Genomic DNA, 16506 nt, shown 5'->3' on the forward strand with positions numbered 1-16506 from the left:
CGGCCTCCTCGCACTATCCCAACTCATGGGCGATGTCCTTGGTCTGTTCATAGAGCTTGCGGAAGAGGCGGTATTGCCGCTCCAAGGCCGCATGCCGTTCGGGTGTGACCTCGCGCACCGCCGGATTCCAGTGCTCGATATCCTCCGGCCGCGCGTGTCCCGCCGCGCAGGCAGCGAGAAAGGCATCGCCGTAGGACGCGCCGACGGTCTCCTCGCAGATGATCTGCGGCACGCCGCCGATGTCGGAAATGGCCTGGAGCCATGTCGGGTTCTTCGTGCCGCCGCCGACCGCGAGGATGCGGCGCGGGGCCTGGCCGAGATCGCGGTAAGTCTCGATGACGTGGCCGGTCCCGTTGGCAATACCTTCGATCATGGCGCGGTAGAGGTCGCCCCGGCTATGCGTGAGGTTGAGGCCGAAGAAGGCGCCCTTTGCGCGCGGGTCGTGGATCGGCGTACGCTCGCCCGAGAAATAGGGCAGGAACAGCAGCCCCTTGGCGCCGGGCGGCGAGGCGGCGGCTTCCTCGGCGAGCATGGCGAAGGCGGTCTCGCGCGGCAGGTCCCGGGCGAACTGGTCTCGGAACCAGTGCGCCAGGGTGCCCGAAGTTGAGAGCCCGGCCATCGAGGCATGGCTGCCTGGAGTGAGCCAGGGCGCGTACCATAGCCGGGCGTCACGCACCCGCTCGTCGGTCACTTGGATGATGAAAATGGTTGAGCCGTACATCATCATCATGTCGCCGCCATGGCGCACACCGACGCTCACCGCCTCGGCCGCCGCGTCGATGGTGCCCGTGGTGACCGGCGTGCCGGCAGCGAGGCCAGTTGCGGCGGCGGCCGCGTGGGTGACCTGGCCCGCGATCTCAGCCGACCAGAGCAGGCGCGGAAGCCTGTCTGGGCCGACGATGTCGCCCGCGAACTCGGTCGTCCAGTCGAGCGTCGCGACGTCGTAGAGCGGGCTGAAATTGGCGGCGGTGTAGTGGTCGATCACGTATTCGCTGGTCAGACGGTGCACGAGGAAGCTGGTTGAGGTGAGGAACTTCCTCGCCTCGGCGAAAATCTCCGGCCGGTTTCGTTTCAGCCACCGGATCTTGGGTCCAACCGACTGCGAGGTGAGGGCATTGCCGCAGCGCTCGAGAATGGTCTCTGCCCCGATCCGCGCAGTCAGTTCCTCGATCTCCGCTGTCGCTCTTGTGTCGACGCCGTAAAGCACCCCGTTCATGAGCGGACGGCCGGCACCGTCGACAGGCAGCATGCAGGGGCCGATGGCACTGACGGCGACGCAGGCGATCCCGGCCGGATCGATTCGCGTTTCAGTGAGCAGGGCTCGTGAAATGGCGACTAAATCGCCCCACCAGTCTTCTTCCGGCCGGTGCTCTGCCCATCCGGGGCGCGGCACCAACATCTCGTGCGGCCGGGTCGCATGGGCGACGATCCGGCCCTCGCCATCGACCAGCACGCCTTTGGATTCGAAGGTTCCGATATCGACGCCGAGGGTGTAGCTCAAGCCGCGCCCCCGTCACGGGAGAGGCTAAACCCGGGCGTGATGCGCGCGAGCATTTCTTCGAGCAGGATCGCCAGCCCGTCGAGGTCGCGCAAGTCGCAGACCTCGAGCGCGGAGTGCGAGTATCGCATCGGATAGCCCAGATCGAGCGCGGCGACGCCCGCGCCGACCAGCTGGACATAGGAGAGATCGGTCAGCACGCCGGTCTGGGCCGAGCGTTGCAGCGTAAGGTCTCGCGCCGCCGCCGCCGCCTCGGCAAGGCGGACCAGTGCGGGGTGGGGGATGACGCCGTTAAGGGTGCCGCGCCCGTGGAAGGAATAGAGGCTCATGCCCGGCCCGGCGCCGAGGCGCATGTCGCCGAGGTCGCCGGCATCCGGCGTGTCGGAGGCGAGCATCAGGTCGATCTGAAGCGCGATGTCGGGCTGGAGCCGTTGTGCCAGCGGCAGCGCTCCGCGCAGGTTGAATTCTTCCTGAGTGGTGAAGGCGAGGTGCACGGTTGGCCCGCCATCCCGCGCGGCCAACCGCTGCGCCAATGCGATCAGGGCGGCACAGCCGGCGCGGTCGTCGACGCTGGTGCCGGCGACGCGGTTCCGCCCAATCGCCATTGCACGCGGGGCGTAGACCACCGGCGTTCCGATCTGCACTCCTGCGTCCGCCGCTTCGGCCTCCGAGTCGAATCCGGCATCGACATAGAGATCGCGATAGCGGACTACCTGGTATTTCTCCTCTGGGCCGGTGGCATGATGGCTCTTGTTGGCGATCACGCCGCGCAGGTCGTGCCCGCCACCAACGCAGATCAGCACTGCTTGCGCCGCCAGCGCCCGTTCCGGCACGCCGCCAAGCCGCTCCAGCCGCAGGAACCCGTCAGACTCGATCTTGCGCACGACGAAGCCGAGTTGGTCCATGTGAGTGAAGAGCAGCACCGACGGCGTGCCGGCCTCACCGGGAAATGTCGTCCAAAGGTTCCCCATCCGGTCTGTCTCTGCCTCGACGTCGGCAGTCCGGCGCAGCCATCCGGCGATCCTAGCGCGCACGCGGTCCTCGTGACCGGCGAGCCCAGGGGTCTCCATCAAGTCCGTCAGAACCGCGCGCAGCGCATCGTTCATGTCTCCCCCCTGGCGGCGCGGGCCCGCGCCATGAAGTCGATCACCCGCTCCGGGTCGACCGGGTTCCAGGTATTGCCGTCCACCTTTAGCGCCGAGCCGACGACGCAGCCGTCCGCAACGCTCAACACCTCCGACACAGTGTCGTGCCGGACGCCGGTATTGGCCAGTACCGGCGTCTCGGGCAGCACCGCTTTGACCGCTTCGAGGTCTGAAAGCGCGGCCGCCTCGCCGGTGATCTGGCCCGAGACAAGCACCGCGTCGGGCACCGAGGAGAACACCGCGCTGCGCGCCCGGTCGGGCAGGGTGCGCCTGTCGAGGCTGTCGGCGAACTCGGCCGAGACGTTGTAGAGCATCAGGCAGTCGTCCCGACCGAGCCGGTTGCGATATCGCATCGCGGCGCCCGCATCCGGACTCCAGATCCCCATGTCTGAAGCGTAGGCGCCGGTGAAAATCTCGCGCACGAAGGCTGCCCCGGTGGCGGCGGCGAGCGCGACCGTTGACATTGGATCCCAAAGTACATTGACGCCGAAAGGCACAGTGATTTCTTCCCGCAGTCGCCCGATCACGTAGGCCATCGTTGCGGTTGAGGCAATGTCCGCGGAGAATTCGTACGGCCGGTCGTTCTCGTTGCCAAACATGACGGCGTCGATGCGGGCCGTCTGCAATGCTTCGAGGTCTGCCCGTGCCGCCTCCACCAGACCCTCGAGTCCGGCCTCCGGGTCGTAAAGTGGCGCACCGGGCAAGGCGCCCAGATGGACCATTCCGATTACTGGCCGGGCAGTCGCGAACACGCGCTCGAACTTTTTCATCTCTCCTCCACTCTTTCTCGTGACCAAACCTAGCTCGGAAAGCATTGGTGCCCAAGGCGTTTCATACTAGCATTCCGGGCGGGTAAGGGAGGACAACATGGCGCTCAGGACGCGGCACTGGGATCGGCTCGGCAATGGCGGGCTGACCTTCACGGAACTCGGCTTCGGCACCGCCCCGCTCGGAAACCTCTACCGGGCGATCGGCGACGACGAGGCGCATTCGATTCTCGAATATGCCTGGGAGGCCGGGATCCGCTACTATGATACCGCACCGCTCTATGGATTGGGGCTCTCGGAGACCCGACTGAACCGTTTTCTTCGCGACAAGCCGCGCGACGAGTACGTGCTGTCGACCAAAGTCGGGCGGCTAATGGCCGCCTGCAAGCCGGACGAGCGCGACGGGTTCGGCAAGTGGTTCGACGTGCCGGCGCGAAAGGAGGTCTTCGATTACAGCTATGACGGTGTCATGCGGTCGCTGGATTTTTCGCTGGAACGGCTCGGAACGGACCGGGTCGACATTCTCTATGCCCACGATCTCGACGTCTTCAACCACGGCTCGCAAGCAGTGGTCGACGCCAAGCTCGCAGAGCTCATGGACGGCGGCTACAAGGCGCTTGTCGATCTGCGTGACCAAGGCGTGATCCGTGCGTTCGGCGCTGGGGTCAACGAGTGGCAGCCTTGCCAGTGGATGGCGGAGCGCGGCGATTTCGACCTCTTCCTGCTCGCTGGACGATATACGCTCCTAGAGCAGGACGCGCTGGAAAGCTTTCTGCCGCTCTGTGTCGAGCGCGGCATCGGCATCGTGATCGGCGGACCCTACAATTCCGGCATTCTCGCGACCGGGCCTTGCGCGGGTGCGTTCTACAACTACCAACCGGCGCCGCAGGAGATCCTCGACCGAGTCGGGCACATCCAGGAGATTTGCGAGCGGCACGGAGTGCGTTTGGTCGATGCCGCCTTCGGCTTCCCGCTGCACCACTCAGCGGTCGTGTCGGTCATTCCGGGCGGGCAGGGGCTGGCAGAGATGGAGTCGAATCTCGCTGCCACCGCGGCGGTTCTCCCACCGCTCCTGTGGGATGACCTGAAGGCGGCGGGCCTGTTGCGCCCCGACGCGCCGGTGCGCTGAGGTACGACGATGGTTCAGATCGACGCACATCAGCATTTCTGGAACCCGGCCCGCGGCGACTACGGCTGGATGCCGAAGGACAACCCGACGCTGGCCCGCCCCTACGGCCCCACGGACTTGCTGCCAGAGCTCCGCGCGCAGGGCATTGACCACACCGTGCTGGTGCAGGCTGCGGCGACGGTGGAGGAGACCGAATATCTGCTCGGCATCGCCGATGTGACGCCCTGGGTGGCCGGTGTCGTCGGCTGGGTCGACTTCGAGCGGCCTGAGCACCGCCGTCACCTCGAGCGGTTGGCCGAACATCCGAAGTTCCTCGGTGTCCGGCCAATGATTCAGGACATCCCTGAGGATGGCTGGATGCTGCGCGACGACGTGCAGTGGGGTTTCGCGGCGCTGGCCGATCTCGGCCTCACGTTCGACGCCCTCGGTCTCCCGCGCCATCTCGCCAATTTCCATACCCTGCTGGCGCGCTATCCCGATCTTTCGGTGGTGGTGGACCATTGCATGAAACCGCAGATTCGTGAGCAGTCGGTGACGCATTTTCGGGCTTGGGCCGATGGCATCGCGCGGCTTGCTGAACGGCCGGGAACGGTGTGCAAGTTCTCCGCGCTGGTAACCGAGGATATCGAGGACTGGACCGTCGACCGCCTACGGCCCTATGCCGAGCACGTGATTTCGGTCTTCGGGGCGGAACGGCTGATGTGGGGGTCGGACTGGCCGGTCTGCCGGCTACGCACAGAATATGCCGGTTGGCGGATGGCGGCGCTGGAATTGACCGCGCATCTTCCGAAGGTCGACAGGGCTCGTATCTACGGCGGCACGGCGGTGGCGTTCTACGGGCTCGCAGTCTGAGCGAGAAAGGCGCGCACTTCGTTCTCGGAAATCTCCGAACGCGCGTCGGGACGCGTGGAGACGGCCAGGGCGGCTGCACCTTGGGCGAAATTCGCAGCTGCGCTGAGGCTGGCGCCCCGCGCCAGTGCTGCCGCCATGGCGCCGACGAAGGCATCGCCGGCGCCGTGTGTCGAGACCACTGGCACAGTATGAGCTCGGAGCACGACCGGCCTACAACCGGGTTCGGCGAGCTTGAGCCCCTCGGCGCCGCGGGTGGCGACGATGGTCTTGTCCCCGGCGGGGATCCCGGCGTCGGAGAGCGCCGCCAGAAGCGCTTCATGTTCGACCCGGTTGACCACGAAGATGTCGGCGCGTCGCAATAGGGCGGGGGGCATCGGGCGGGCAGGGGCGGCGTTGAGGATTACGCGGGTTTCGGAAGCGGCCTTCGCCGCGACGGCGAGGTTCACTGCGTCTGGGATTTCGTTCTGGAGCAACAGCAACCCGAGCCCTTCGGGCAACGTGATCTCGGCCGGGTCGATCGCGCGGTTGACGCCTGCGACGATCACCGCGCCATAGTCGCCATTTTCGTCGACGATAGCCACGCTCATGCCCGACGCTCCGGCGGTGCGCCGCACCTGCCCGCGCTCAATCCCGACGGCGTCCAGTCTCTCGAGGATCTGGTCGCCGAACCCGTCCGTGCCGATCCGGCCGGCCATTCCGGCCCGCGCGCCCATCCGCGCCGCCGCCACCGCCTGGTTGCCGCCCTTTCCACCAAAGCGGTAGGCCACTGCCGAGCCAACAACGGTCTCGTCGAGCGCCGGGAGGTGCGGCGCGTCGACCACCACGTCGAGGTGCAGCGCACCGACCACGAAGACATCCATCGTTCAGGCGCCGTAAAGCGCGGCTGCAACGATGCGCTGGCTCCGCGCCGCATCCTGGGATTCGATCGCGGTCGCCAGCGCAGGGTCGTTAGCGAGCCCCTCGGCCACCGCCCGGAGGCGCTCGGTCAGGCGGATATTCGTCCGTGCCTCCTCGACCGGGTCGAGCCCGGAATGGTCGGGGAAGGTGTCGAAATAGATCACTCCTTCAAATCCCGCCCGGCCGATCTCGACAAAGAGTTCCACCGTCTGCACTGCGTGCACCGAGCCGACCATCAGTCCGTCATCGCGCTTGCCGTACCCGTCGTTGAGATGTACGCCGAGCAGCCGGGAATGGCGCGAAACGAGTTGGGCCGCGTGGGCCGGCATTTCGTCGGCATAGAGCACATGGGCGAAGTCGAGGGTGATCCCCGTATTGGACCGTCCGACTTCCTTCAGGGCGAGGAGAGAGGTGGCGACGTCGGGCATCAGCGCGAAAGCACGCGGCTCGTTGGGCTTGTACTCGATGGAAATGTCGATGTCCGGGTTGTGGTCGGCAAGTTCGGCGATCGCCGCGACGGTATCGTCCCACATCTGCCTGTAATCGGCCTGGAAGGCGTAGTCGAAGCCGTCTTGTCCCATCCAGAGCGTCATCAGCCTGCCGCCCATTTCGGCCAATGCGTCAATTCCCTGTTTGGTCAGGTCAATGGCGGCGCGGCGCGTGGCGGGGTCAGGATTAGTAAAGGCGCCGATGGCGAAACCGGGATCAGTGTAGTAGCGCATGGCCAGCCCATTCAGCACCATGCCATAGTCGGCAAGGATTTGTCCGAGCGTGGCGGGGGTGTTCCGGACGAAGTGGTCGGGGTAGTTGAGATCGGCGGCGTTGAGCCCGCCGACGCGGCCCGCCGCGGCAATCATCTCTGCCACCGTAGGGGGAGCGCCGTCAGCGCCTCGAGTGCGAAATGCATTGAGCCGCGCCGCGTAGTAGTGGCGGTTCGCGCGTGTTGAAAGCATCGAATGGTCCTTCCACCGGGGTGCGGGTGAAGAGTATTGAATAGGTCAGGGGAATAGTTTTCAAGCGGCGGCGTCGTATGCGGGAGGTCATGTCAGAGTATCCGTTATTTTGATGTCATTTGTGGACGTATATGGACCCCGCCTGATTGCAATGGTTTGCCAGGCTTGCTTCATTCTGCACCAGTACGAAGACGCGATAGAAACCTTGCCCGCCGGGCTCGAAAGCAATCCAGCCTCGGAGAGGCTGCACGTATGGCTGGCTGCTTCCTACGCCAGGGCGGGTCTTCTCGACGACGCGGCTTGGGAGGCCGACCAGGTCCTGCTGATGAACCCCGCGTTCTCGCTTGAAACGATCGCGGCCTCGTATCCGTTCAAGGACGAAACCGACCGCGCGGACTTCTCCAAGGCTCTTTCGCTGGCTGGGCTGCGATAGCGTATGAAACAAGAATCATTCTGACAGAACTCTAAGTTGGCGGTCGGAGACCTTTTTCGGCGCTGCAGTAGTAGCCGGCAGGTGGTGGGTCGGCACAACACTCATGGGAGTGGAAACTGCGGCCGGATCACGACTTCGGTCGGGCAGGCGTTGGCGGGAAAACGAAACAGGAAGGAGACGGTCCGCGCGATATCCTCCGCCTGGATCATCTTTTCCCTATCCCCTGGCACCGCCGACGTCATCTCGGTGGCGATATAGCCGGGATAGATCGCACAGACCTTGAGGCCCTTGTCGCGCAGATCCTCGAACAGGCAGCCCGAGAAAGCGTGTACCGCGGGTTTCGTGGCGCAATAGATCCCCCCACCCGAAAAGGATGACCGCCCGGCGATGGAAATGAGATTTATCACCGCGCTTTCGGGATGCTCCAGCAGGAGCGGTAACATCACCAGCGTCAAGTGAACGAGAGCGCGGAAATTGATGTCGAGCGTGTGCTCCCAGCGCGAGAGATCGGCGGCGTCGAAACGGGCGGTCTCGAGGACGCCGGCGTTGTTGAATAGCGCGTGGAGCGTTCCCATGCGCTCCCTGACCGCATCGGCCAGCCCCGCGAGGTACACGTTGTCGGTCACGTCGCCCGGAAACACTGCCGTCCGCGCACCTGCTTCGCGGCAATCCCGAGCAACGTCTTCCGGCAAGACGACGTCCCGCCCGGCCAACGCTACAGCCATGCCCTCGGCCGCCAGAGCACGCGCCGTTGCTGCGCCGATGCCACGGGAGGCCCCCATGAGGCCTTGTTGCACAAATCGGTTGAGGGATTCACTGCTTGAATCCAGTGTGATAGCTTGGGCGCATGAGCAGTTAGGCCCCGACGAAGTACAAGACCACGAACTGGTCGGCTTATAACGTAGCGTTACGGCAACGCGGATCGCTGACGATCTGGTTTGATCCCGACATGGTGTGGAAGCCCCCACCGGCTGGAAAGCGAGGGAGGCATCCGAGCTTCAGCGATGCCGCGATCCAAACCTGCCTGACGCTGAAGGTGCTGTTCAGCATGCCATTGCGACAGACGACCGGCTTCGTGGAAAGCCTTCTTCGGTTGGTCGGACTGGACTGGACCGTGCCGGACTTCAGCACCCTATGCCGCCGACAGCGGAAGCTGAATGTGAGTATTCCGTACTGTGGCGGCACGGGCCCGCTGAACCTCCTGATCGACAGCACCGGCATCAAGGCCGAGGGAGAAGGGGAATGGAACGCTCGCAAGCACGGCGGCCCCAAGCAGCGCATCTGGCGCAAGATACACATCGGAATTGACGAAGAAACTCTGGAGGTGCGGGCCATCGAGGTCACCGGCAGCAACATCGGCGATGCCCCCATTCTGCCTGAACTCTTGGACCAGATCCCGGCAGACGAGCAGATCGGTTCGGTGACTGCCGACGGCGCCTAGGACACCCGCAAATGCCACGAAGCGATTGCCGCCCGCAGTGCCACTGCCGTCATCCCTCCGTGGAAAAATGCCAAGCCGTGGAAGCCAACCAGCCCAGGTGTAGTCGCACGCAACGAAGCCTTGCGCGCCTCGAAGTACCTGGGCCGCGCGCTCTGGCGGCGATGGAGCGGATACCACCGCCGGAGCCGCGTCGAGAGCAAGATGAACTGCATCAAGCTTCTCGGCCAATCTCTCATGGCCCGAGACTTCGAGCGCCAGGTCGCCGAGCTGCAGGTGCGTATTGCCGTTCTGAACGGCTTCACCGCCCTTGGTATACCCGTCACAGTGGCCGTAGCATAAGTCCGTCCAGGGAAAGGGAAACCGAGCTCAGGCCCCTATTTGTGCAACAGCGCCGGTACCTGTCTTACTGGTCCCCATCCGCAGGAGAAAACATGACGCATTTCGATCTGGGCACCTATGCCCGTGCAATCACCACATCCTCGCCCAACGCGCAGAAAGCCTTCAGCCAGGGACTTGTCTGGCTTTACGGCTACAATCACGAGGAGGCGGCCGCCTGTTTCGAGCGTGCGATTGCAAACGATCCCGGCTGTGGAATGGCGCATTGGGGCGTCGCGTATGCCATCGGGCCCAACTACAACAAACCCTGGGAGTTCTTCGACGCCGACGAGCGTGCGACCACGTTGGAACGGGCTCACAAGGCCATTTCAGACGCAAGGGCCCTGAAAGACAGTCTCACGCCGGTCGAAAACGCCCTGATCGAGGCGCTCGCCGACCGGTTTCCGACCGATCCGGAGATCGAGGATTACGGCCCATGGAACGACGATTTCTCGGCCGCGATGGAGAAAGTATATGCGGCGTTTCCCAACGACCTCGACGTCGTCACGATCTACGCCGAAGCCCATATGAACCGGACGCCATGGTTGCTCTGGGACCTCAAGACCGGCAAGCCGGCAGAGAGTGCGACGACAGAGCGTGCGAAGGCGGCGCTGGAAAAGGCCTTTGACCAACAGCCGGAAGCCTGGGAACACCCCGGCCTCCTGCACATGTACATCCATCTGATGGAGATGTCTCCGACGCCCGAGGCTGCCTTGCGCCATGGCGACCGGCTGGCGGATCTAGTGCCGGACAGCGGCCACCTCGTTCACATGGCAACCCATATCGACGTGCTCTGCGGCGATTACCATAACGTCGTCTACAGGAACCGGCGGGCGGCGGCCGTCGACCGGAAATTTGAGGCCTTTGCCGGGGCGCAGAACTTCTACACGATCTACCGCATTCACAACGTGCATTTCGAAGCCTACGGCGCGATGTTCCTCGGTCAGCCCGAGGTCGCTCTCGCGGCGTCGGAGGAGCTGATGAGAATGCTGCCCGACGAGGTCGTACGGTTCATGCCCGAACTCTTCGAGAGCTTCTACGGCAAGAAAATCCACGTCATGATCCGCTTCGGCCAGTGGCAGGCCATCCTCGATGAGCCATTCCCCGAGGATCGGACGCTCTATTGTTACACCACCGCCGCCATGCACCAGGCCCGGGCGATCGCCTTCGCCAATCTGGGTCGGAACGAGGATGCAGTGCGCGAGTGCGAGCTGGCGGTGACGGCCCGGAAGGCAGTGCCCGAGGAGTGGCTCGTCTTCAACAATACCTGCGAGGATGTGCTGCTTATCGGCGAAGCGATGATGGACGGCGAGGTGTCCTACAAGGCCGGGCGCATCGAGGAGGGCCTCGCCCATCTGCGGCGTTCGGTGGAACTGGACGACAGCCTGATCTATGACGAGCCTTGGGGGTGGATGCAGCCGACGCGCCACGCCCTCGGAGCTCTTCTGATGGACGCCGGACAATACGAGGAGGCCGAGGCCGTTTATCGGGCCGATCTCGGTCTCGACAAAACGTTGCCGCGCGCCTGCCAGCATCCGCGCAACGTCTGGAGCCTTCACGGCCTCCATGAATGCCTGGTGCGTCGGGGTGAGCGTGTCGAAGCTTCACATATCCGCCTGCAACTCGACCAGGCCGCCGCGCGCGCAACGGTGCCAATCCGCGCCTCCTGCTATTGTCGGAAGGCAGCCGCAGCCTGACTGCAAGCGGAAACGAAGACAATTACGGTCGGCAAAAGCCGAGACCGCCTCCGCGACGTCGCGAGCAGTCCGGCTAACCGAGGGCGCGCGCGACAGCGAGCACGGCAACGGCCATGAGCTGCGCAGTGCCGCCATTCGCAGGAAACTGGACCGTGTCTGCTCAGCAGAGAAACCAGACCCTATTTGACGGCGCAAAGCGTTTGGACTTTCACGCGGTAATTTCTTTCAAACGCGCTTGCATAGGAACCGAGTGTGGTCGCTGGTCAAGGTACTCCGACAGCAGTCGCTTGGCCGTCCGAGGGCGGTCAGCAGCAATCGCACAATCGATGAGCAGTATCTCCAGCATGTCGCGCTGGGCGATGCTGCCGCCCATATTCTGAAAGTCGAACCTTACGTCATTCAGGATATCTGTTGCAGCCCCCATGTCTCCAGAAAGACGGGTGCATAGTGCATTGACAAGCGGGATCGTGAGGCGGGCACTCGCCTGCCGATCAAACGAGTTGCCTCCATGTGCGTATTCCCGCACGGCTTCGGAAAAACGGTGCAACGCCCCAACTTCGCCCGCCATTGCAAGTGCGATGGCCATGTGCACGTCAGAGAATATAAGCGCCCGGTCAACAGCTAGATGTCGCGTGTGCGCTAGCAACCGTTCCCAGCGTTCACCGCAGCCTCGCCCCGCGGCCTCCATCCGAAACAGAAGCGAAGCGCAGTTGGCCATCTCCAGATATCCCGCGCTGGATCGCGGCAGGAGAGTTTCGTCGAAATACTCGAAAACTCGTTCGAAATCATCTGCTTCGAATAAAAACAACGCCTCGTGCCACCAGAGGTGATGCCGCATCGGTCCTCGATCCGACCAGTAGGACGGTGGCCTCTGCATCCACACGACACCTTCTTCGAGCCGTCCCTGCGCTTCCATAACATGGGCCACGGAATGGACGCTCCAAAGGTCATCTGGTTCCAACTCGGCGCCGCGTCTCCCTAGCGTCTCCGCGCGTTCGTAGTCTCCCGCCTCTTCTAGCCCCATGCAGGCCATTCCATATACAAAGCCTGCGCCCGGAATGCTTTCGTCCCAGTCACTAAGTGCTCGAGTCACCGTGGAGCGAAGTACGTCAGGTCGTCCGAAGAAGATCGCGCCAATATGCTGCAAACGTAGGGCGATGATGTCGTGCGGGTACTCCGTGACGATGTAGTCCAAGCGCCGTTGGACGCCAAGCATGTCATCACTAACCCATCGCCCAAGCACATCTAGGAGCATTCGCTCCCGGGCATTAGTCTTCCCGAGCCGTGCCAACGCCTCTGCTCGGTCCTTTGCTTCCTTGGAATTAGGTACGAGGGACTGTGAGCGCGCTAGAAGGAAAAGGAAGCCCTTGAGAACCCAAGCGCCGATACATTCCGAGTCGTCATTCAGAAGAGCATCCAGCCTTTCCATAGTATCGGCACGATAGGTCATAAACCGGTCTATGGCCGCGAAGAGTTGTTCCGATGACGAGGCATCACTAGACGTCCAAGCCACGCCACGACTGTCTTGAAATTGGGGCATCGCTGCGCCTCCCAGAGTGGAGCGAACATAGCATATCTTGCTGCGCCAGCCGAATCCGCAAGCGCCACGAAATACCAATAGGTATGTCCACTCAATCGTCCCGAACCGTTATCCGATGGTTTTCATCAGATGTCAGCAAGGTCGGCGAACTCCCCGTTCGATCCACCGATTGCACCGGTTTAGGCCATTGCCACCCGGACGACAGTTACCTGCGCTGAGCTGCCGGACATGACGCGTGAGTATTTCGCGTGTGCAGCATCATGGTCTGAACTGGAAGCCGCTATTCCTACCCGGAGCGGCGATTGGCCGTGAAGAGCCCCAAGCGAAAGTTCGGCACCCTCGCCTGCAAAGGGAAAGTGCCCGCGTTTGAAGGCAACACTTACCCGTCAATTGAACGAGAAAAGGTGCTATCCTGCTGTCCGAGATCGTCGGATCATGGAGCTGGGCACATGAAGGACGGACGCACTCACTACGACGTGGTTGTGATCGGCGGGGGATGGGCCGGTATTGGCGTGAGCTACGCTTTGAAGGAAGCTGGCCTCAACCACATTGTGTTCGAGCGGTCGCGGATCTGTGAAACTTGGCGCACCCAAAGATGGTCTGCGTTCCGTATGAACACGCCGAATGTTCTGACGGTGATGCCGGGCGACAGTTACCAGGGAGACGACCCCGAGGGCTTCATGACATGCCAAGAATTCGTGGACATGGTCGAGGGTTTCGCCCGGCGCCATTCGCTTCCGGTCCGCACACGAACCGCGGTTCAGTCGGTTGAACGGCAAAACGGTGGTTTCGTTGTCGCCAGCGACGAAGGAACGATAACGGCTGATAATGTGGTGGCCGCAACCGGCAACCTAAATGTTCCTAGACGCCCTGACGGAGCGGCTGGTCTTTCGCCGGAGATCAACCAAATGGATGGCTCGGACTATCACGATACGCGCGCTCTGGCCGAAGGCGCGGTCTTGGTGGTCGGCTGCGGAAACTCCGGCGGCCAGATTGCCGAAGATATCGCGTTGGCAGGCCGGAAGGTATTTCTGTCCACCAGCAGGAATGGCCGGGTTCCCCGCAGATACCGTGGAAAGGACGTCATTCTGTGGCTGGTCGAAAATGGGCAAATGGCGCAACCACGGCCCCATGACGGTGGGCGCCCCCTGCTTGGTGCGACGCACACGATCTCGTTGCAATCTCTCAGCGCATTGGGGATCACGCTTCTGGGGCGTTTCGAGTCCGTGCTGCCGGACGGCACACTGACCTTCACTGATAGCCTTGCCGAGAGTCTGGAATATGGCAATGAAAATGCGCAAAGAGTTCGTGACGGAATAGATGCCTATATTGCAGAAAACGGCATTGACGCACCACCTGGCGCGCCGGATGCCGCCGAAACACTCGCGCCAGAACTGCCTGATCCGCCGATCCTACGGCTCGATCCGCAGGCTGAGGGCATTTCGACCGTCATCTGGTCGACGGGATTTATTGGCGACTTCTCCTGGCTGAAAGTTCCGGGTGCGCTCGACAATCGAGGACAGCCAATTGAAACGGGCTGCGTTTCGGTGCCTGGTGTATACTTCGCCGGTCTCGACTCCTCGGCGTCGCTGGCCGCCGGCACGATCCACGTCGTAGAGCAGGAGGCATACAAGATCGTCGATCACATTGTGTCCAAGAAAGCCGGCGAGGCACATTTACAGGTGACCTGAGCTTCGGTTCGAGCGTCGGCTTTGTCCGCGTCCTCGAGCATGGTGCTGAGGGCGGCGCAGGGTCCGGTTCTCGGCAAGCAGCTGTGCATCGCGTGGGAGCGAAAGGTGACGCTGCTCGCGAAGCGATCGGCTGCAAAGTCGGCGAACTTGCCATTGGCGGCCGCGCCGGGCGAGACCGGCCCCCCCCTTGTCTAACAAGTTGGCTTTCTGCGCAGAGCCGACAATTGCACTACAGTGGGTTTTCGCCCATGCAGCATCATCCCGCACACCGGAAACTTCCACTTGTGCCCGGAGCGGCGAAGCGCTGAAACGAGCCCGAAACGGACCAGCGACGTCGACGTGTAATTGGCAGATGTCCAGGAGCCTCGTCGGGTCAGGCGCGTTGCAGCTCTATGTGCGCAGCGACGCGTGCAGCCTCGCAGGATGCGCCCAAAACAGTCCCTGAGCGCTGCGTTTCCTTACTGTCGAGGCCGACGAAGTAGACGCCGGGCGCCGATACCGATTTCTCCTGGATTGGCGTTCCATAAGCATCAACCGTTCCGGGAATTCTCAGCCAATCGAAATTGCCGCTGAGACCAGTCGCCCAGATCACACTGCTCACCCCGCTTGCAATGAGATCAAGCTCGAGAAGAGGTGGCTCGGGGAACTTCGGCGACACGGTTTCCTCCGGATCGTCATCCGCCAGGGGTGCATCAATTCCCTCCCGTTCAATGTAGGCGTCGATCTTTTCCTTAACTCCAGCTGAAGTCTCATCGGCATAGGCAGCTGACTCCGCCAATGTATCATCAAACAGCAGTTTGCCCGAGGCCGTCGCATCGCGAACACGCCCGGTGACTGTCACGCCTTTCGCGCTCATTGATTGAAGAGTGATCGTCCGCTTTCGCCCAATCAACGCTCGGCCAGCATTCCCAGGCGGGCGGGGATTCTGATTTAGCTTGCTTTCGGTCATCCAAATAAAGAAATCCCGGCCCCGGTATCGGCGTGGAACTCTACCATTGCGGCCAGTCGAAAGGTAAACCCGCCGACCCGCCTCCATCAATTCCTCGGCGATCTGGCCGCCTGTGTCCCCACAGCCGACTACCACGACTGCCCCGTGCGGCAGTGCGGCGGCGCTTGTATACTCGACGCCATGTATCTGATAGATGGAGCTCGGGAGCTTCGAGGCAATCTTAGGAATGCGGGGGACATTCAGGTTACCCGCTGCAATCACGACCTTGTCGGCTATGACTACGCCCGACGTCGACTTCACTTGAAACCTATCGCCGATACGGCGGAGGTCTTCGACTGCGGTCTGCTCGTGCACTGGAAGGCGCCATCGGTCGGCATAGGTTTCGAGCATCTCAATGAACGACTGACAGCTCATAAACCCTTCGGGTTCTGACCCTTCATAACGGTCGCCAGGCAAAACGGTCAGGGCGTTTGGCGTGTTCATGTGAAAGGACTCCCATCTTTGAGTCCGCCACGTCTCTCCAACCCTGCCACGCTCCATCACGATGTGGCTAATCTTGGCGCGCATGAGCTCGTAACTGACGCTGAGACCGGCCCAACCCGCACCAACGACGACGACGTCATAGTGGTCCATCTGACCCTCCCCTGAGCTATGGCTGAAAATGGGTGATGGGGCCTGAGAAGGCGGCGTATCGTGGCGGGTGCTCAAGCCTGCCAGAACTTCCAGAAGGAACGATACGCCATGAAAGACGATACCACGATCACCCCGTTTCACCAGCCCGGTGCGATCCTCGATCCATTGACCGAGATTGCCCGCGACGGCGCTCGGCAGATGCTTGCCGCCGCGATCAGGTCGGAGGCGGTGAGCTTCGTCGCGCAGTTCAGCGAGGAGCGCCTGCCCGATGGGCGCCAACGCGTCGTTCATCACGGCGCCGGGCCGGAGCGAACCATCCAGACTGGAATCGGACCGATCCCGGTGCAGCGACGGAAGGTGCGCGACCGCGCCTCCGACGTGCCGCCCGAGAAGAAGGTACGCTTCACCTCGAACATCCTGCCGCGGTGGGCGCGGCGGTCACGGAGCCTCGATGCCCTTCTGCCAGTCCTTTACTTGCGCGGCGTCTCCACCGGAGACTTTCAGGA

General features: G+C 62.8%; 13 protein-coding genes and 2 pseudogenes. 7 read left to right on the forward strand and 8 right to left on the reverse strand.

The window, feature by feature from the left end; genetic code table 11:
- Positions 1 to 13: 13 nt before the first annotated feature.
- Genes EU800_RS21860 through EU800_RS21870 form a run of 3 tightly spaced genes read right to left on the reverse strand, consistent with a single transcriptional unit; the run spans position 14 to position 3413 of the window.
- Complete coding sequence (locus EU800_RS21860) at positions 14 to 1501, reverse strand: FGGY-family carbohydrate kinase (RefSeq protein ID WP_129635642.1); 1488 nt, start codon at positions 1499 to 1501, stop codon at positions 14 to 16.
- Positions 1498 to 2604 carry a M42 family metallopeptidase gene (locus EU800_RS21865; RefSeq protein ID WP_129635643.1) on the reverse strand — a complete coding sequence of 369 codons (1107 nt, stop codon included), beginning with the start codon at positions 2602 to 2604 and terminating at the stop codon, positions 1498 to 1500. Before EU800_RS21865 ends, EU800_RS21860 begins: the two co-directional genes overlap by 4 nt.
- Positions 2601 to 3413 carry a BtpA/SgcQ family protein gene (locus EU800_RS21870; RefSeq protein WP_129635644.1) on the reverse strand — a complete coding sequence of 271 codons (813 nt, stop codon included), beginning with the start codon at positions 3411 to 3413 and terminating at the stop codon, positions 2601 to 2603. The genes EU800_RS21865 and EU800_RS21870 overlap by 4 nt, the downstream gene beginning before the upstream one ends.
- Before the next feature lie 97 nt (positions 3414 to 3510).
- Between EU800_RS21870 and EU800_RS21875 the strand changes: the two genes are divergently transcribed.
- Positions 3511 to 4539, forward strand: a complete 1029-nt coding sequence (locus EU800_RS21875; protein ID WP_129635645.1) for an aldo/keto reductase — start codon at positions 3511 to 3513, stop codon at positions 4537 to 4539.
- Positions 4540 to 4548: 9 nt separating this feature from the next.
- Complete coding sequence (locus EU800_RS21880; RefSeq protein ID WP_129635646.1) at positions 4549 to 5391, forward strand: amidohydrolase; 843 nt, start codon at positions 4549 to 4551, stop codon at positions 5389 to 5391.
- Here the strand turns inward: EU800_RS21880 and EU800_RS21885 are convergent.
- Both EU800_RS21885 and EU800_RS21890 read right to left on the reverse strand, forming a co-directional pair.
- On the reverse strand, positions 5373 to 6251 hold the full coding sequence (locus EU800_RS21885; protein ID WP_129635647.1) for a PfkB family carbohydrate kinase: 879 nt from the start codon (positions 6249 to 6251) through the stop codon (positions 5373 to 5375). The two genes, EU800_RS21880 and EU800_RS21885, sit on opposite strands and share 19 nt — an antisense overlap.
- Positions 6252 to 6254: 3 nt before the next feature.
- Positions 6255 to 7241 (reverse strand): TIM barrel protein, encoded by a 987-nt coding sequence (locus tag EU800_RS21890; protein ID WP_129635648.1) that lies wholly within the window; start codon positions 7239 to 7241, stop codon positions 6255 to 6257.
- Positions 7242 to 7353: 112 nt separating this feature from the next.
- Here EU800_RS21890 and EU800_RS21895 point away from each other — a divergent pair, with 112 nt between their 5' ends.
- Positions 7354 to 7674, forward strand: a complete 321-nt coding sequence (locus EU800_RS21895; protein ID WP_129635649.1) for a hypothetical protein — start codon at positions 7354 to 7356, stop codon at positions 7672 to 7674.
- A 101-nt stretch (positions 7675 to 7775) separates the two neighbouring features.
- Here the strand turns inward: EU800_RS21895 and EU800_RS21900 are convergent, their stop codons facing one another.
- Positions 7776 to 8456 carry an SDR family oxidoreductase gene (locus tag EU800_RS21900; protein ID WP_129635650.1) on the reverse strand — a complete coding sequence of 227 codons (681 nt, stop codon included), beginning with the start codon at positions 8454 to 8456 and terminating at the stop codon, positions 7776 to 7778.
- An 80-nt stretch (positions 8457 to 8536) separates the two neighbouring features.
- Between EU800_RS21900 and EU800_RS21905 the strand changes: the two are divergent.
- Positions 8537 to 9454, forward strand: a pseudogene (locus EU800_RS21905) (IS5 family transposase); the annotation flags it as partial.
- Positions 9455 to 9546: 92 nt separating this feature from the next.
- Positions 9547 to 11187: a tetratricopeptide repeat protein gene (locus EU800_RS21910; RefSeq protein ID WP_129635651.1), complete on the forward strand. Its 1641-nt coding sequence runs from the start codon at positions 9547 to 9549 to the stop codon at positions 11185 to 11187.
- Positions 11188 to 11395: 208 nt separating this feature from the next.
- On the opposite strand, the gene EU800_RS21915 is transcribed toward EU800_RS21910, so the two are convergent.
- Entirely contained in the window at positions 11396 to 12727 is a 1332-nt protein-coding gene (locus EU800_RS21915) for a tetratricopeptide repeat protein (protein ID WP_129635652.1), read from the reverse strand.
- A gap of 449 nt (positions 12728 to 13176) precedes the next feature.
- Here EU800_RS21915 and EU800_RS21920 point away from each other — a divergent pair, with 449 nt between their 5' ends.
- Positions 13177 to 14418, forward strand: coding sequence for an NAD(P)/FAD-dependent oxidoreductase (locus EU800_RS21920; RefSeq protein ID WP_129635653.1), 1242 nt, complete (start codon positions 13177 to 13179; stop codon positions 14416 to 14418).
- A gap of 373 nt (positions 14419 to 14791) precedes the next feature.
- Here the strand turns inward: EU800_RS21920 and EU800_RS21925 are convergent, their stop codons facing one another.
- Positions 14792 to 16000 carry an NAD(P)/FAD-dependent oxidoreductase gene (locus tag EU800_RS21925; protein ID WP_129635654.1) on the reverse strand — a complete coding sequence of 403 codons (1209 nt, stop codon included), beginning with the start codon at positions 15998 to 16000 and terminating at the stop codon, positions 14792 to 14794.
- Positions 16001 to 16060: 60 nt separating this feature from the next.
- Between EU800_RS21925 and EU800_RS21930 the strand changes: the two are divergent.
- A pseudogene (locus EU800_RS21930) lies at positions 16061 to 16506 on the forward strand (IS256 family transposase); the annotation flags it as partial.

This window comes from Tropicimonas sp. IMCC6043 (assembly GCF_004146235.1).
GTDB lineage: Bacteria > Pseudomonadota > Alphaproteobacteria > Rhodobacterales > Rhodobacteraceae > Tropicimonas.

Excerpts from the sequence above, each read along its gene's own strand:
- EU800_RS21885 (WP_129635647.1), bottom strand. The coding sequence starts at position 6,251 with ATGGATGTCTTCGTGGTCGGTGCGCTGCACCTCGACGTGGTGGTCGAC.
- EU800_RS21925 (WP_129635654.1), bottom strand. The coding sequence starts at position 16,000 with ATGGACCACTATGACGTCGTCGTCGTTGGTGCGGGTTGGGCCGGTCTC.
- EU800_RS21920 (WP_129635653.1), top strand. The coding sequence starts at position 13,177 with ATGAAGGACGGACGCACTCACTACGACGTGGTTGTGATCGGCGGGGGA.
- EU800_RS21875 (WP_129635645.1), top strand. The coding sequence starts at position 3,511 with ATGGCGCTCAGGACGCGGCACTGGGATCGGCTCGGCAATGGCGGGCTG.
- EU800_RS21865 (WP_129635643.1), bottom strand. The coding sequence starts at position 2,604 with ATGAACGATGCGCTGCGCGCGGTTCTGACGGACTTGATGGAGACCCCT.
- EU800_RS21870 (WP_129635644.1), bottom strand. The coding sequence starts at position 3,413 with ATGAAAAAGTTCGAGCGCGTGTTCGCGACTGCCCGGCCAGTAATCGGA.
- EU800_RS21895 (WP_129635649.1), top strand. The coding sequence starts at position 7,354 with ATGTCATTTGTGGACGTATATGGACCCCGCCTGATTGCAATGGTTTGC.
- EU800_RS21880 (WP_129635646.1), top strand. The coding sequence starts at position 4,549 with ATGGTTCAGATCGACGCACATCAGCATTTCTGGAACCCGGCCCGCGGC.
- EU800_RS21910 (WP_129635651.1), top strand. The coding sequence starts at position 9,547 with ATGACGCATTTCGATCTGGGCACCTATGCCCGTGCAATCACCACATCC.
- EU800_RS21890 (WP_129635648.1), bottom strand. The coding sequence starts at position 7,241 with ATGCTTTCAACACGCGCGAACCGCCACTACTACGCGGCGCGGCTCAAT.
- EU800_RS21900 (WP_129635650.1), bottom strand. The coding sequence starts at position 8,456 with ATGGGGGCCTCCCGTGGCATCGGCGCAGCAACGGCGCGTGCTCTGGCG.
- EU800_RS21915 (WP_129635652.1), bottom strand. The coding sequence starts at position 12,727 with ATGCCCCAATTTCAAGACAGTCGTGGCGTGGCTTGGACGTCTAGTGAT.